Annotated in this window: 11 protein-coding genes and 1 pseudogene; 8 read left to right on the top strand and 4 right to left on the bottom strand. The window is 68.8% G+C overall.

The annotated features are described in order from the left end of the window. Positions 1 to 232 precede the first annotated feature (232 nt). Both creB and creC read left to right on the top strand, forming a co-directional pair. On the top strand, positions 233 to 1,027 hold the full coding sequence (gene creB / locus AAG801_RS19070) for a two-component system response regulator CreB (RefSeq protein WP_341889763.1): 795 nt from the start codon (positions 233 to 235) through the stop codon (positions 1,025 to 1,027). After that, complete coding sequence (gene creC, locus AAG801_RS19075; RefSeq protein ID WP_153281367.1) at positions 1,024 to 2,466, top strand: two-component system sensor histidine kinase CreC; 1,443 nt, start codon at positions 1,024 to 1,026, stop codon at positions 2,464 to 2,466. The genes creB and creC overlap by 4 nt, the downstream gene beginning before the upstream one ends. Here creC and AAG801_RS19080 read toward each other — a convergent pair. From AAG801_RS19080 to creD, 4 genes are all read right to left on the bottom strand, one after another. Continuing rightward, entirely contained in the window at positions 2,460 to 3,065 is a 606-nt protein-coding gene (locus tag AAG801_RS19080) for a hypothetical protein (RefSeq protein ID WP_192194272.1), read from the bottom strand. The genes creC and AAG801_RS19080 overlap by 7 nt on opposite strands. A 110-nt stretch (positions 3,066 to 3,175) precedes the next feature. Next, the gene (locus tag AAG801_RS19085) at positions 3,176 to 5,569 is read right to left on the bottom strand and encodes a penicillin-binding protein 1A (protein WP_341889764.1); all 2,394 of its coding nucleotides are present in this window, start codon (positions 5,567 to 5,569) and stop codon (positions 3,176 to 3,178) included. Between the two features lie 18 nt (positions 5,570 to 5,587). Next, positions 5,588 to 6,880 (bottom strand): glycoside hydrolase family 3 N-terminal domain-containing protein, encoded by a 1,293-nt coding sequence (locus AAG801_RS19090; protein ID WP_341889765.1) that lies wholly within the window; start codon positions 6,878 to 6,880, stop codon positions 5,588 to 5,590. Next, positions 6,877 to 8,355, bottom strand: a complete 1,479-nt coding sequence (gene creD, locus AAG801_RS19095; RefSeq protein ID WP_341889766.1) for a cell envelope integrity protein CreD — start codon at positions 8,353 to 8,355, stop codon at positions 6,877 to 6,879. Before creD ends, AAG801_RS19090 begins: the two co-directional genes overlap by 4 nt. A gap of 216 nt (positions 8,356 to 8,571) precedes the next feature. On the opposite strand from creD, the gene AAG801_RS19100 reads away from it, so the two are divergent. From AAG801_RS19100 to AAG801_RS19125, 6 genes and pseudogenes are all read left to right on the top strand, one after another. Continuing rightward, on the top strand, positions 8,572 to 10,632 hold the full coding sequence (locus AAG801_RS19100) for a VIT and VWA domain-containing protein (protein ID WP_341889767.1): 2,061 nt from the start codon (positions 8,572 to 8,574) through the stop codon (positions 10,630 to 10,632). A 15-nt stretch (positions 10,633 to 10,647) separates the two neighbouring features. Next, positions 10,648 to 11,580 (top strand): exosortase Q, encoded by a 933-nt coding sequence (gene xrtQ, locus AAG801_RS19105; RefSeq protein WP_341889768.1) that lies wholly within the window; start codon positions 10,648 to 10,650, stop codon positions 11,578 to 11,580. Further along, complete coding sequence (locus AAG801_RS19110; protein ID WP_341889769.1) at positions 11,561 to 12,130, top strand: hypothetical protein; 570 nt, start codon at positions 11,561 to 11,563, stop codon at positions 12,128 to 12,130. Before xrtQ ends, AAG801_RS19110 begins: the two co-directional genes overlap by 20 nt. 34 nt (positions 12,131 to 12,164) lie before the next feature. Next, positions 12,165 to 13,412: a biosynthetic peptidoglycan transglycosylase gene (locus AAG801_RS19115; protein ID WP_341889770.1), complete on the top strand. Its 1,248-nt coding sequence runs from the start codon at positions 12,165 to 12,167 to the stop codon at positions 13,410 to 13,412. After that, positions 13,409 to 14,173, top strand: coding sequence for a GNAT family N-acetyltransferase (locus AAG801_RS19120; protein ID WP_341889771.1), 765 nt, complete (start codon positions 13,409 to 13,411; stop codon positions 14,171 to 14,173). The genes AAG801_RS19115 and AAG801_RS19120 overlap by 4 nt, the downstream gene beginning before the upstream one ends. Before the next feature lie 70 nt (positions 14,174 to 14,243). Then, a pseudogene (locus AAG801_RS19125) lies at positions 14,244 to 14,453 on the top strand (pirin family protein); the annotation flags it as partial.

The following is a 14,453-nucleotide window of genomic DNA, read 5'->3' on the forward strand; positions in this document are numbered from 1 at the left end:
GCGCACAGTGACGCAGGCATGGCAAGTCGTTGTCACGTCAAGGAAAAAGTGACCTTTCCACAGACGAGGGCGACCCTTATCTACTACTACTAATTTGAATAAGAAGAATAAGAAGACAGGAAGAGGACAAGCCTCGCCCGAAAAAAAAAGCCGCGAAAGGCCGCGCCGGTCCCCGGCGCCTCGGGCGAAAAACCGGGCACGGGTCGTCCTTGGGCCTCGCTAACATCGCCGGATGAGCTTCAAACCCCGGATCCTGATTGCCGAAGACGAATCGGGCATCGCCGACACGCTCCAGTACGTTTTGAGCAGCGACGGCTTCCAGCCGGTGTGGTGCGCCACGGCCGAAGAAGCCATCGCGCAGTTCGCGCAGGAACGCCCCGCGCTGGCCATCCTGGACATCGGATTGCCCGACCTGAACGGCTTCGAGCTCTTCAAACGCCTCCAGGCGCTGAATCAGTCGATGGGCGGCCCGGAGGTACCGATGGTGTTTTTGACGGCCCGCAGCGACGAAATAGACCGCGTGGTGGGCCTCGAACTGGGTGCCGACGACTACATCGCCAAGCCGTTCTCCCCCCGGGAGCTGGTCGCCCGGGTGCGAACCATCCTGCGGCGCAGTGCCAGAAATGGCTCAGGAAGCCCGCCAGCCGCCGCAGCGCCGATTCATGGGGTACCCCCTCAAAACGCGCCGGCGCCGCTTCCAGCGGCGCCGCAGACCCCTGCAACGCCCTTTTCTCTCGACAGCGAGCGCATGCAAATCCGTTACTACGGACGGCTTCTGGAACTCTCGCGCTACGAGTACGGCCTGCTGAAACTCATGGTCCAGCGGCCGGGGCGCGTGTTCACGCGCGACGAACTGCTCCAGCTCGTCTGGGACGACGCCAGCGACAGCTTCGACCGCACGGTCGACGCGCACATCAAGACGCTGCGCGCCAAGCTCAAGACCATCGCGCCCGAGGTGGAGCCGATCCGCACCCTGCGCGGCACCGGCTACGCGCTGCACGAAGATCTGCCTGCCAGCAGGGCATGACGCGGCGCACGCGGATCTTCATCGGCATCCTGCTGATCTACACGGCGGGCATCGCTTTCCTGCTGTACCGCGTCGTCTCCGACATCGACCCGCGCTACCGCGAGTCGGCCGAAGAATCACTGGTCGAAACCTCGCAGCTCATGGCCAGCCTGGTCGAGCAGGACGTGATTGCGGGCGCCATCAACACGGCGCGGCTGGAGCCGCTGTTTCGCAGCGTCTACACGCGCGAGTTTTCGGCCCAGATCTACAACCTGCACAAGAGCCGGGTCGAGCTGCGCGTGTACGTCACCGACCGCACGGGCCGCGTGATGTTCGATTCGCTCGGCCGCCACCTGGGCAACGACTACTCGCAGTGGAGCGACGTGAAGCGCACGCTCGGCGGCCTGTACGGCGCGCGCACCTCGCGCGACGTCGACGGCGACCCGCGCACCTCCGTGATGTACGTCGGCGCACCGATCCGCTGGAACGACGAGATCGTCGGCGTCGTCAGCGTCGGCAAACCGGTGCAGAGCTTCGGCCAGTTCGTCGAAGACGCACGCGTGCGCACCATCTGGGTCGGCGTCGGTTCGGCACTGGCGCTGCTGCTGCTCACCGTGATCGTTTCGGTCTGGCTGGTGCGGCCCTTCGGCTTGATCCGCGACTACTGGACCTGGGTGCGCGCGCAGCGCAGCCTGAGCCTGTCGCGCATGGCGCGGCGCGCGGTCGATGCGGTGCGCACCGGCTTCGGCGAAATGCGCGATGCGCTCACCGGGCGCAACTACGTGGCCGACTACGTGCAGACCTTCACGCACGAAGTGAAGAGCCCGCTCTCCGCAATCCGCGGTGCGGCCGAGCTGCTGCAGGAACCGCAGATGCCGCACGACCAGCGCGAACGTTTTCTGAAAAACATCGAACGCGAAACCCAGCGCATCCAGGAAATCGTCGACCGCATGATGGAGCTCACCGCACTCGAAACGCGGCGCACCCTCGACCGCACCGAACCGGTGGCGTTGGGCCCGTTGATCGAAGACATTGCGGGCAGCGCGCAACCCGCCGCGTCGCGGCGCGGCATCCGGCTCATCGTGAACATTCGGGAGCCCGCGCGCGTTGAAGGCGATCCGTTCCTGCTGCGCCGCGCGATCAGCAATCTGCTCGACAACGCGCTCGACTTTTCACCGCCCGACAGCGAGGTGCTGCTGACGCTGGAAACCACCTCGCGGCTCGCGCGCATCAACGTGCGCGACCATGGCCCGGGCATTCCGGACTACGCGCAGGACAAGGTCTTCGAGAAGTTCTATTCGCTCGCCCGGCCGCACAGCCAGAAGAAAAGCACGGGGCTCGGGCTGGCGTTCGTGAAGGAAATTGCGACCCTGCACCGGGGCCGCATCGACCTGGGCAATGCGACGCGCGGCGGCGCCGTGGCGACGCTCACGCTGCCGCTGCTGTCAACGCATCACTGACCGACCAGGGCGCGATACGCGTTGCGCGTTTCGGGGCTCACGGCTTCGAGCAACTGCTCGTACGAGGTCTGGTGCCGCGTCAGCATGCGCGCCGAGGCCACGGCCTTCGATTTGCAGAACCAATGGCAGGTGTGCTGCATCAGGAACAGCTCGGCCGACATCGTGAAGGCCTTCGATTTCGGCGAGCGCTCCGCCGCATTTTTCGCCACGCCCGCGATGCCGCGCGCGTGAATGCGCAGCGCTTCGCGCAGGTCGAAACTCGCGGACGGGAACAGCGTGGTGGCGAACGGCAAGGCCACCGGCAGCCGGCTCACGCGCGTGTCGGCTTCAGGCTCGCGCGCCAGGTCGGCGGCGAAGGTCTCGAACTGGGCGGCGAGCTTTTCCTCGGTGCTGTCGAGCAGGTGCCAGATCTGCTGGCGGCGCTCGGCGTCGTCTTCGCCGAGGCAGCGCAGGTAGCCCTGGGTCAGGCTCTCCATCAGCTTTTCGATCTGGTAGCGGCCCAGATGGCGACCGAGCAGCGCGATGCGCTGGCGCTGTTCCTTGGACTTCAGGATGTAGAAGCCGGCGGCAATGAGTGCCACCAGGGTGAGGATTTCCATGGATGCGAGAAAAGGGGAGAGAAGAGAAAAGACAAAAAAAATCGCGGGGGCCGCGGCACCGAGTGTAGGCACCGCGCGTCCCCCGCGTCTTTGGGCGATCTCGCCGCCGGCTAGCGGAAGAAATCGAGGATGCGGTTGCGTTCCTCAGGCGGCGGCGGCGCACCGATGGGCGCGCCCGTCAGCACCTCCACCGGCTGTATCGGCTGCTCGGTGCTTTCCAGGCCCAGGCTCGCCACGTTGTGGCCCGGCGTGAAGTCGTCGAAGTACCACTCGCCGTCGATGCTCACCACGCCGGCTGGCTCGGCCGGCAGCATCACGGGCACGCCGCGCAGCGCCGACTGCATGTAGCCGGTCCAGATCGGCAGGCTCAGGCTGCCGCCGGTTTCGCCGCGCACGCCGAGCTGGCGCGGCGTGTCGTAGCCGACCCAGGCGATGCCCACGCGCGTCGGCTGGAAGCCCGCGAACCAGGTGTCGAAAGAATCGTTGGTGGTGCCGGTCTTGCCGAAGAGGTCGTCACGCTTGAGCGCCTGGTAGGCCTTGAAGCCGGAGCCGCCCTTGACCACGCTCTGCAGCAGCGATTCCATGACGAAGGCGTTGCGCGCAGGAATGGCGCGGCGGCTTTCGTCGAGCGCCGGGGGCTCGGTTTCCATCAGCACCTTGTCCTTGAGGTCGGTGACGCGGGTCACGAGGTAGGGGTTCACGCGGTAGCCGCCGTTGGCGAACACCGAATAGCCCACCGCCATCTGCATCGGCGTGACCGAGCCGGCGCCCAGGCCCATCGGCAGGTTGGCCGGGTGCTTGTCCTTGTCGAAGCCGAACTTGGTGACCCAGTCTTGCGCGTAGGGCGCGCCGATCGACTGCAGCACGCGCAGCGTGACCAGGTTCTTCGACTTCATGAGCGCATTGCGCAGCGGCATCGGGCCTTCGAAGGTGCCGTCGAAGTTCTTCGGGTCCCAGGGCTGGCCGCCGTTGACGCCGGCATCGAAGACCAGCGGCGCGTCGTTCACCACGGTGGCGGGCGTGAAGCCTTTTTCGAGCGCGGCCGAATAGATGAAGGGCTTGAAGCTCGAGCCCGGCTGGCGCCAGGCCTGCGACACGTGGTTGAACTTGTTCTTGCCGAAGTCGAAGCCGCCGACCAGCGCGGTGATGGCGCCGCTGCGCGGGTCCATGGCGATGAAGGCGCCCTCCACTTCGGGCAGCTGCGTGATTTCCCAGGTGTTCTTCGGCGTCTTGGCGACGCGGATCACGGCGCCGCGGCGGATCTTGATGTTCGGCGCTGCCTTCGCGGCCAGGCCGGATTGCGCGGGCCTGAGGCCCTCGCCCGAGATTTCGAAGGCTTCGCCGTTGGCGCGCACCACGGTCACTTCCTTGGCGCTGGCTTCCAGCACCACGGCCGAGATCACGTCGCCGTTGTCGGGATGTTCGGCCAGCGCTTCGTCGACGGCCTCGTCGATTTCCTTCTGGCCGCTGGCCGGCAGGTCGACGAACTTCTCGGGGCCGCGGTACACCTGACGGCGCTCGTAATCCATGATGCCCTTGCGCAGCGACTTGTACGCCGCCGCCTGGTCGGCCGCGACCAGCGAGGTGTAGACCTTCATGCCGCTGGTGTAGATGCTGTCGCCGTACTGCGCGTACATCATCTGGCGCACCGTTTCGGCCACGTACTCGGCATGCAGTCGGTTCGGGTCGGCGGCGTCGCGCAGGTGCAGTTCTTCCTTCTTGGCCTCGGCCGCCTGCTCGGCGGTGATGAAGCCGGTTTCGTGCATGCGGTCGATCACGTAGAGCTGGCGCGCCCGCGCACGGCGCGGGTTGGCCACGGGGTTGTTGGCGCCGGGCGCCTTCGGCAGGCCGGCGAGCATGGCGGCCTCGGCGATCGTCACCTGCTGCAGCGGCTTGCCGAAGTAGGCCTCGGAGGCGGCGGCAAAACCGTAGGCGCGGTTGCCCAGGTAGATCTGGTTCAGGTAGATCTCGAGGATCTGGTCTTTGGAGAGCTGCTGCTCGAGCCGGAAGGCCAGCACGATCTCCGAGGCCTTGCGGCTCAGCGTGCGCTCCGAGCTCAGGTAGACGTTGCGCGCCACCTGCATCGTGATGGTCGAGGCGCCCTGCTTGCGTCCGCCCTTGAAGCTGGCCACGGCCGCGCGCGCGAAGCCCTTGTAGTCCACGCCGCCGTGGTCGTAGAAGCGCGCGTCTTCCACGGCCAGCACGGCGTCTTTCATGACCTTCGGAATGTTCGCGAAGGGCGTGAGGTTGCGGCGCTCTTCGCCGAACTCGCCGATCAGCGTGCCTTCGGTGGTGTACACGCGCAGCGGCAGCTTGGGCCGGTAGTCGGCCAGCTCGGAAATGTCGGGCAGCTTCGGGTAGATGGCGACCACCCCCACGATGGCGGCGCCCAGCAGCACGACGGCGCCGGCACCGGCCACGACGGCGCTCCAGCCGGCGATGCGTTTCCAGGGGAGCTGGCGCAGCGCACCGGCGGGTTGGGACGAACGAGGTTCTTGGGACATTGGGATGGGGCCAGGGGGCTAGCGAAGAGGTTGGAGCCGTGGCGCGCGCGGGCGTTCCGTCACCCGGGTGTCGAGCGCGCCGCGCCGCACGCCTTCCAGCGCGCAGTGCATGGCATCGAAATACTTGTCGTGGTCGTAGGCGATGAGCAGCAGGTCCACCCCGGCGTCGAGTGCGCCCAGGGTGGCGTTGCAAAGACCTCGGTTGTAGGCCCCGCCCATCGTGAGGTCGTCGGTGACGAGCAGGCCCTGAAAGCCCCATTCGCCTCGAATCACCTGCTGCACGATTTTGCGTGAGAAAGAGACCGGCGCGTCCGCGTCGAGTTCCCCAAGGATGACATGGGCCAGCATGATCGCGGCATCCGAATGTTTCGACACGTCTTGAAACGGCTTCCAGTCGTGCGCGGCGAGTCGGGCCACGGGCGTGCGCAGTTCGGCGCCCACATGGTGCGTGTCTTCGGTCACGCCGGCCAGGCCGGGAAAGTGCTTGAGCGTGCCGCGCACGCCAGCCGATTCAAGGCCTTGCTCGTAAGCGAGCGCCACCTGCGCGGTGATGTCGGGGTCGCTCGAAATGGCGCGTTCCTCGATGCGGGTGTGCAGGTCCCAGCGGCCTGGGGCGCGGCCGGGACGCAGGTCGACCACGGGGCTGAAGTTCAGGGTGATGCCCAGCGCGGCGAGCGCCCCGCCCTGCTGCGCGCCGTAGGCGCGGGCACGTTGCAACAGTTCGTGTGCGGGCACGTCGGCGTCGAGCAGGCTGGCGAGCGCCGGCTGGTGCGGCACCATGGGCGACAGGCGCGACACGCCGCCGCCCTCCTGGTCGGTCGCCACCACCAGCGGCGGCAGTCCGGCCGCCTGTCGCAGCGCCTGCAGGCTGGCAATTTCCGCGCGCAGCGTGTCGGCGCTGCGGCCCTTCACATTGCGGCCGGTGACGAAGATGCCACCGATCAGGCCCCGGCGGGCCAGCTCGTGCAGGTCGTTCGCGTCGTCATAACCGACGATGAAGCGCGCGCCGAGTGCCTCGGCCACCGGGCCCGAAGCCGCGTTCACTTCCAGCCGGTGCTGGCGCGAGGCCAGCTCGTGGCCGAGTGCCGTCAATGTCGCGCCGACCGTCAAGGCCAGCGCCACGACACGGCGTGCGCCGCGCGCGCTGCGCCAGGCGATCGCGCCGCTGGCGCACAGCGCGGCGAGCAGCAGCGGCAGTTCTTCCTCGCGCAGGAAGCGCAGGTGCGGGTCCTTCAGGTGCCAGGCCCAGGCGCACAGCACGGCCAGCACCAGCCAGCCGAGCACGCCGGGGATGGCGCGCAGCAGTTTCATGCGTCCACCGTGGCTGTCGAGGTGACAGGCGCAGCCTCGTTGCGGCGCGACAGCGCATACCAGTCGACCTTGCGCGTCACGAGCATCAGCGTGGCCAGCATGCCGAAGATCAGCAGCGCGCCCAGCAGCAGCGCGTTGCTTTCCGAGGCCAGCAGGCCGTACAGCGCGCCGTACAAAAGCGCGACAAAGGCCGCGAACGACAAGCCGCGTTGCCAGCCGCCGAGCACCGCGCTGAAGTACACGGCCAGCAGCGCCACGCTGGCACCGGCCGCGCCCGCGTAGGCGAAGTGGAAGGCGAACTTTTCCGACAGCGCGAGCAGCAGCAAAAAGAACAGCGCAATCGACAGGCCCACCAGCCCGTACTGCACCGGATGCAGGCGCAGCTTGCGGAACAGCTCGAACATGAAGGCCGCCATCAGCACCAGGCCGATGAATAGTGCGCCGTATTTGCCGGCGCGCGTGCTCATCGAATACACGTTGACCGGCTGCGCGAGCGACACGTCGAAGGTCTGCAGCGGGCCCGAGACATGGCGCGGCGTGGACGCCGTGCGCACGACGGCCGCCGCGGCGTTCTGCGCGGCATCGCCTTCACCGCCCGCCAGGCCGGCGCGCACCTGTTCGCGCGCCGTGGTCACGAGCGAAGACACGCGCCAGTGCGCGTCGAAGCCCTGCGGCGTCACCTGGCGCTGCGTGGCGAGGAAGCGACCGCCGAAGCTGGGGTGTGCCCACGGCGATTTCAGGTGCGCGGTGGTTTCCTCGGCGATCGGCACCATCGAGAGCGTGTCCTGGCCCACCAGCGAGAGCTTCATGTCGAAGGCGAGCGGCTTGCCCGTCTGCCATGCGGCGAGCGCGGCGCCCGAGAGCGGCGCGTGGATGCCGTCGGCGTACGTGGCGTGGTCGGGCAGGCCGGGCACGCGCTGGCGAAAGCGCAGCGCTTCGCCTTCGATCGTGAGCGCGGGCGAGCCGTCGAGGCCGCGCAGGTCGCTCACGTGAAAGGCGACGAGCGGCGCGCGGAACTCGATCGACGAATCGCTTTCGCTGTGCGGCACGGACCGCGGGTCGAAGCCCGCGAAGCCGCCGTCGAGTGCGGCCGTCAGCGTGTAGAACGGAATGCGGAAGATGCCGCGGTAGCGCTCCTGCGTGGCCATGCTGCCGTCGATGTTCAGCTTGTCGGGGAACACGGCGTGCGTCATCTCCTTGCTCTGCGGGGCCTGGCCGATCACCTTGCCTTGCGCGTCGCGCAGCGGCTCCATCCAGCGCTCCACATACGGCACCAGCAGCACGGGTCCGACCATGGTTTGCGGCCCGGCGTAAGACTCGGCAAGTTCGTGCGCGGCCTCCCGCTGGCTCTCGCCGCGGGCGCGGTTCAGGTCGTCGATCCGCGCCAGCGGAATGCACAGCACCAGCAGCAGGAAGAACAGGCCGGCCACCTTGACCAGCACCGAGGCCTGCAGGGCCTTCAACAGTTGAAGCATGGGTTTCTCCCCTCTTTTTCGGGTTTTTTCGTGATGAGGCGCCGATGCTCTGCGCCCGACCCGAAGGCCGTATGAAGCCGCCGCGCGGCGCACTTCACACAGACTTCACACAGCGGCGCATTCGGTTGTGGCGACTTCAACGCGCCTTCCAACTGCCTTCTCGCACGCTCACGACAGTGAGGGCTGTGCAAGTTCGCACGCAGAAGGACACCCGCCATGGACACCCCCACCACCCCACGCCCCGGCCGTTGGCTCTGGCTCGCCACCGTGAGCCTGGCGACCGTGGGTTTCATCGCCATGGGCGCCCGCCCGGCCCACGCGCAGGAAGCGCCCGCCGGTCCGCGCCTGAAGACCGAGAGCCCGTATTTCTTCGTCAAGAGCGACGACCCCTCGGTCGACCGCCTGCCGCTGAAGGGCACGGAGGTCTCGGTCAAGATTTCGGGCGTGATCGCCGACGTCACGGTCACGCAGACCTACCGCAACGAAGGCCAGCGCGCCATCGAGGCGAAGTACGTGTTCCCCGGTTCCACCAAGGCGGCGGTGAGCGGCCTCAACGTGCGCCTGGCCGACCGGCTCATCACGGCGCAGATCCGCGAGAAGCAGCAGGCGAAGATCGAATACGACACGGCCAAGAAGGAAGGCAAGACCGCCGCGCTGCTCGAGCAGCACCTGCCCAACGTGTTCCAGATGAACGTCGCCAACATCCTGCCGGGCGACGACGTGAAGGTCGAGCTGCGCTACACCGAGCTGCTGGTGCCGCAGTCGGGCAACTACCAGTTCGTGTTCCCGACCGTGGTCGGCCCGCGCTACAACTCGCCGCAGTCGGAGAACGCGCAAGCCACCTGGCCGGCGCAGCCCACGCTGCGCGCCGGCGTGGCACCGAGCACGAGCTTCAAGCTCACGGCGAGCATTGACACGCCGATGGGCCTGAAGGAAATCCGCTCGGCCACGCACACGATCGACGTGAAGAAGCGCGACGAAGACCAGCACGCGGACATCACGCTGAGCGCCGACGGCCGCCCCGCCGACAACCGCGACTTCGTGCTCGACTACCGCCTGGCGGGCGAGAAGATCGAGTCGGGCCTCATGCTCTACAAGGGCCAGGGCGAGAACGCAGAAAACTTCTTCCTCGCCATGATCGAGCCGCCGAAGGCCGTGGCCGCCAGCGCCATCTCGCCGCGCGACTACATCTTCGTGGTCGACATCTCGGGCTCGATGCACGGCTTTCCGCTGGACACCGCCAAGACCGTGCTCGAACGCCTGATCGGCGGGCTGCGCCCCAGCGACACCTTCAACGTGCTGCTGTTCTCGGGCAGCAACAAGATGCTGTCGCCCCAGTCGGTGCCGGCCACGCGCGCCAACATCGAGCAGGCGCTCGCCACCATCAAGAACTACAGCGGCAGCGGCAGCACCGAGCTGATTCCGGCGCTCAAGCGCGTGTACGCCGAACCCAAGGCCGCGAACGTGTCGCGCAGCGTGGTGGTGGTGACCGACGGCTACGTGACGGTCGAGCGCGAAGCCTTCGAGCTGGTGCGCAACAACCTGTCGAAGGCCAACGTGTTCGCCTTCGGCATCGGCTCGTCGGTGAACCGCAGCCTCATGGAAGGCATTGCACGCGCCGGCATGGGCGAGCCTTTCATCATCACCGACCCGGTGCAGGCACCCGAGCAGGCCGCGCGCTTTCGTCGCATGGTGGAGTCGCCCGTGCTCACGAACGTGAAGGCCACCTTCGGCGGCCTCGACGTGTACGACGTGGAGCCGCAGGCGCTGCCCGACGTGCTGGGCGAGCGCCCAGTGATCGTGTTCGGCAAGTGGCGTGGTGAGGCCAAAGGCCGCGTGATCATCGAAGGCCAGAGCGCCACCGGCCCGTACCGCGAGGAAGTGCGCATCACGCCGCAGACGCGCCAGGACACCGCCGCGCTGCGCACGCTGTGGGCACGCCACCGCATCCAGGGCCTGAGCGACCAGGAAGCGCTCGAAGGCAGCGCCGCCTTCAAGGACCGCATCACCGAGCTGGGCCTGAAGTACAGCCTGCTCACGCAATACACCAGCTTCATCGCGGTGGACAAGGTGGTGCGCAACGTCGCGCCGCAGAACAGCGTGGACGTGAACCAGCCGCTGCCGATGCCGCAGGGCGTGAGCGACCTGGCGCTGGGTGCCGAGGTGCCGAGCACGCCGGAGCCGGAAACGCTGGGCGCGATCGCCGTCGTGCTGTCGATGCTGGCCATGCTGCGCCGCCGCGCGCGGCGCAACGACCCGCGCCGCTTCACGGCTTGAACAGGACGCACGACCATGTCTCTGGCAACCCTGGCCCATCACCATCCGCGCGTCGTGGACTGGGCCATCCGCATCGACCGCACGCCGGCCTTCGGCTGGCTCGCACTGCAGTGCGCCGCGCTCGCGCCCACCTGGGTCTGGATGGCCCGCCGCCTGCAGGACGGTTCCGACGATCCGCTGGGGCTCGTGGCGCTGGTCGCCCTGGCGGCGCTCGCCTGGCAGTGCCGGCGCGAGCTGCGCGCCTCGCCGCGCCTGGGCTGGCTCGCGCTGGCCGGCATCGGCACCGTGCTCGCCACGCTGCTGCGCACGGGCGGGGGCGGCCTGCCCGCGCTGCCGCCGCTGGCGTCGGGCCTGGTGGCGGTGCTGTCGCTCGCGGCGGGGCTGCTGGCCTTCCTGCCGCGCGGCGTGGCGGCGCTGCCGGTGGCCGGGCTGTCGGTGCTGGCGCTGCCGCTGCTGTCGTCGCTGCAGTTCTACGCGGGCTACCCGCTGCGCGTGGTGACGGCGGAGGCCAGCCGCTGGCTGCTCGCGCCCGGCTTTGACGTGGCGCGCGAAGGCGCGACGCTGATGGTCGACGGCCGCCTGGTGATCGTCGACGCGCCCTGCTCGGGCGTGCAGATGGTGTGGCTGGGCTATTTCACGGCCTGCGCCGTCGCGCTGTGGGCGCGGCGCGGCGACCGCGCCTTCCTGCGCCGCCTGCCGGCGGTCGGCCTGCTGGTGCTGGCCGGCAACATCGTGCGCAACAGCGTGCTGATTGCCTTTGAAGGCGCCGGCCACGCGCTTGCGCCGTGGGCGCACAACGCGCTGGGGCTGGTGCTGCTGGCCATGGTGTGCGGCGCCATCGCGCGCCTGATGGTGCCGGCGCGCGTGGCGCCCCGCATCGACCTTGAACGCCCGACGCCGGGCCTGATCACCGCCGAAGGAGGCCGCCGTGTCGATACCGTTTGTTGAGCGCTGGTTCGCCAACCATTTCATCAACCGCGTGGGCCACAAGAGCGCCTTCGCGCTGGCGATGCTGCTGTGCGTGCTCTGGTCGGCCGCCGCGGCGCTGCGCGCGCCGACGGCCGAAGCCGACGCCGTGGGTTCCCACGAATGGCCGAGCCAGTGGGACGGCGTGCCGCTGCGTCCGTTGGCGCTGAGCGAGGTCGAGCAGCGCTTTGCCGATCGCTTCCCGGGCGCCATCGGCCGCATGACCGACGGCCACCAGACGCTGGTGATGCGCGCCGTGAACCGGCCCACGCGCATGCTGCATCCGGCCGCCGACTGCTACCGCGCGCTGGGCTACCGCATCGAGCAGGCGCGGCTGGAACGCGACGCGCAGGAGCGGATGTGGCGCTGTTTTGTGGCGCAACGGCACGGTACGGCAAATTTCCGCGTCTGCGAGCGCATCGTCGATGCCCAAGGCACGGCTTTCACCGACACTTCGGCTTGGTACTGGGCGGCGGCCAGCGGCCAGTCGCATGGTCCATGGCAAGCTGTCACCGTGGCAAGACCGATGTGATGAGAACGCGTTTGTGAAGAAGACCCTGAGATTCGTGATTTACGGGCTGCTGGCCCTGGTGCTGTCTGCGGCAGCAGCTATCTTTCTGATAGTAAAAATCGCCCTCGCGCCGGCGGCGGGCGAGTGGCGCACCACGGTCAAGGCCGGCCCGCTCGACTTCGAGGTCGGCGTGCCGACCGCGGTGCGGCTGGCCACCTCGTCGTGGTTCGCGCCGCGGCTGAACGGCCATGCGCTGGACACCCGCTTCGGCACCGTGCATTTCACCTGGGACGACAAGACCGGCCAGCAGCAGATGCGCTGCGCGCCGTGCAGCGCCGACGTGCCCGCGCTCGGCACGCAGCCCATCAAGGTCGAGCGGCTGGTGGCCACCGTGCGGCGCGACGGCAACACGCTGGCCGGCACCTTCGAGGCCACGCCCGAGGCGGCCAACGGCAACGCCCTGCTCCAGGGCACCTGGACCGGCCGCCTCGCGCCGAAGAACCTGCAGCTCGACGTCCGCGTGCAGGACGCGCCCATCGCCCGCTGGTACGCCGTGCTGGTGCCGGCGCTGCCCGAGCTGCAGCGCGCCCGCATCGGCGGCACGCTGGCGCTGCAGGCGCAGCTGCTGCTGCCCGACGCCACCTTCGCGGTGCAGCCGGCCATCAGCCAGTTCACCGTCGAGGGGCTGGGCACCGAGGCCATGCTGGGCGCGCGCACCAGCTGCGGCCCGTCGGGCAAGCTGGCCAACGACAGCTGGCTGGCGCGCGCCGTCATCGCGGCGGAAGACCAGCGCTTCTTCAGCCACGCCGGCTACGACCTGACCGAAATCCTCGCCTCGATCGACCACAACCAGAAGCCCGGCCAGACCCGGCGCGGCGGCAGCACGCTCACGCAGCAGCTGGCCAAGCTGCTGGTCACCGGCAGCGACCGCACGGCCGAGCGCAAGCTGCGCGAGCTGCTCTACGCGGTCGAGATGGAGCAGACGCTGGGCAAGGCCCGCATCCTGCAGCTGTACCTGGACAACGCCCCGTGGGGCGGCAACCTCTGCGGCGGCGAGGCCGCGGCGCGGCGCTACTTCAAGCGCAGCGCGCGCACGCTCGAACCGGCGCAAGCCGTCTGGCTCGCGGCCATGCTGCACAAGCCGCAGGCCGTGCTGGAGCAGTGGCGGCGCGACGGCCAGATCGATCCCGACCGCACCAAGTGGGTGGCCGAGAGCGTGCGCGGCATCAGCCGCAACCAGCGCGAGGTGCTGCTCAAGAACGTGGCCGCCGCCAAATACGCACCGCCGGAAGCCGTGCAATGAGCATCGCCCCGCACGACATCGAAGCCATCGAGCGCGCCACCGTCGCGGCGGTGGCACCCGAAGCCTGCGAGGAACTCGACGGCTGGCTGCTGCCCTTCGACCGCGGCACCGTCAAGCGCGCGCGCTCCGCCGTGCCGCTGCACCGCGAGGCGGTCGAGCCCGCCACGCTCGACCGCATCGAAGACCGCTGCGACAGCCGCCAGGTCGCGCCCGCGCTGCGGCTGGCCGACGCCGCCTGCTTCGACACGCTGCGCGCCGAACTCGCGCGCCGGCACTACATGGCCGACAACCCGACCTGCGTGCAGACCGGCTCGGCGCGGCGCATGCGTGACCTCGTCGCGGCGGATGTGCGACTGGCCGATGTCGATGCGTCGCCCGACCCGGCCTGGGCCGCGCTGTTCCTCGGCGAAGGCTTCGATCCGGTCGACGGCGTGCACCGCGTGCGTTCGCTGTCGCGCGCCACGGGCTCGCTCTTTGCCAGCGTGCGCGAAAACGGCGCCACCGTGGCGGCTGGCGCCATGGCCTTCGGCCACGGCTGGGCCAGCGTGCACGGCATGCGCACCGAACAGTCGCAACGCGGGCGCGGCCTGGCCGGGCGCGTGCTCGCCGGCCTGGCGCAGGCGGCGCTGGCGCGCGGGGTCGAGCGCGTGTTCCTGCAGGTCGATGCGCAGAACCAGCCGGCGCTGGCCCTGTACCGCCGCGCGGGCTTCGAGACCCGCTGGCAGTACTGTTATTGGCAGCGCCAGCAGTGGCCGCGCTGAGCTGAACCCCACCGGCAGTGGGCACCCCCACCGGTGGCGCGGTCGGGGCTTTGGTGCCACCATGGGCGGCATGACGAACGTTCATGCCCACCACCACCCCACCGATCCCGTCGCCATCCCGCGCGGCATCGACCACATCGTGGCCGGTGTTTCCACCAGTGACGGCGACGGCGTCAAACTCACCCGCGTGCTGCAGCAGCCGCTGCAGAAGCGGCTCGACCCCTACCTGATGCTCGATGCCTTCGGCAGCGACAACGCGGGCGATTACATCGGCGGCTTT

The organism is Variovorax sp. YR752 (genome assembly GCF_943372545.1).

Bases quoted from the DNA above. Each gene is read 5' to 3' on its own strand.
- AAG801_RS19120 (WP_341889771.1), top strand. From the start codon at position 13,409: ATGAGCATCGCCCCGCACGACATCGAAGCCATCGAGCGCGCCACCGTC.
- AAG801_RS19100 (WP_341889767.1), top strand. From the start codon at position 8,572: ATGGACACCCCCACCACCCCACGCCCCGGCCGTTGGCTCTGGCTCGCC.
- AAG801_RS19085 (WP_341889764.1), bottom strand. From the start codon at position 5,569: ATGTCCCAAGAACCTCGTTCGTCCCAACCCGCCGGTGCGCTGCGCCAG.
- creC (WP_153281367.1), top strand. From the start codon at position 1,024: ATGACGCGGCGCACGCGGATCTTCATCGGCATCCTGCTGATCTACACG.
- creD (WP_341889766.1), bottom strand. From the start codon at position 8,355: ATGCTTCAACTGTTGAAGGCCCTGCAGGCCTCGGTGCTGGTCAAGGTG.
- creB (WP_341889763.1), top strand. From the start codon at position 233: ATGAGCTTCAAACCCCGGATCCTGATTGCCGAAGACGAATCGGGCATC.
- AAG801_RS19080 (WP_192194272.1), bottom strand. From the start codon at position 3,065: ATGGAAATCCTCACCCTGGTGGCACTCATTGCCGCCGGCTTCTACATC.
- xrtQ (WP_341889768.1), top strand. From the start codon at position 10,648: ATGTCTCTGGCAACCCTGGCCCATCACCATCCGCGCGTCGTGGACTGG.
- AAG801_RS19090 (WP_341889765.1), bottom strand. From the start codon at position 6,880: ATGAAACTGCTGCGCGCCATCCCCGGCGTGCTCGGCTGGCTGGTGCTG.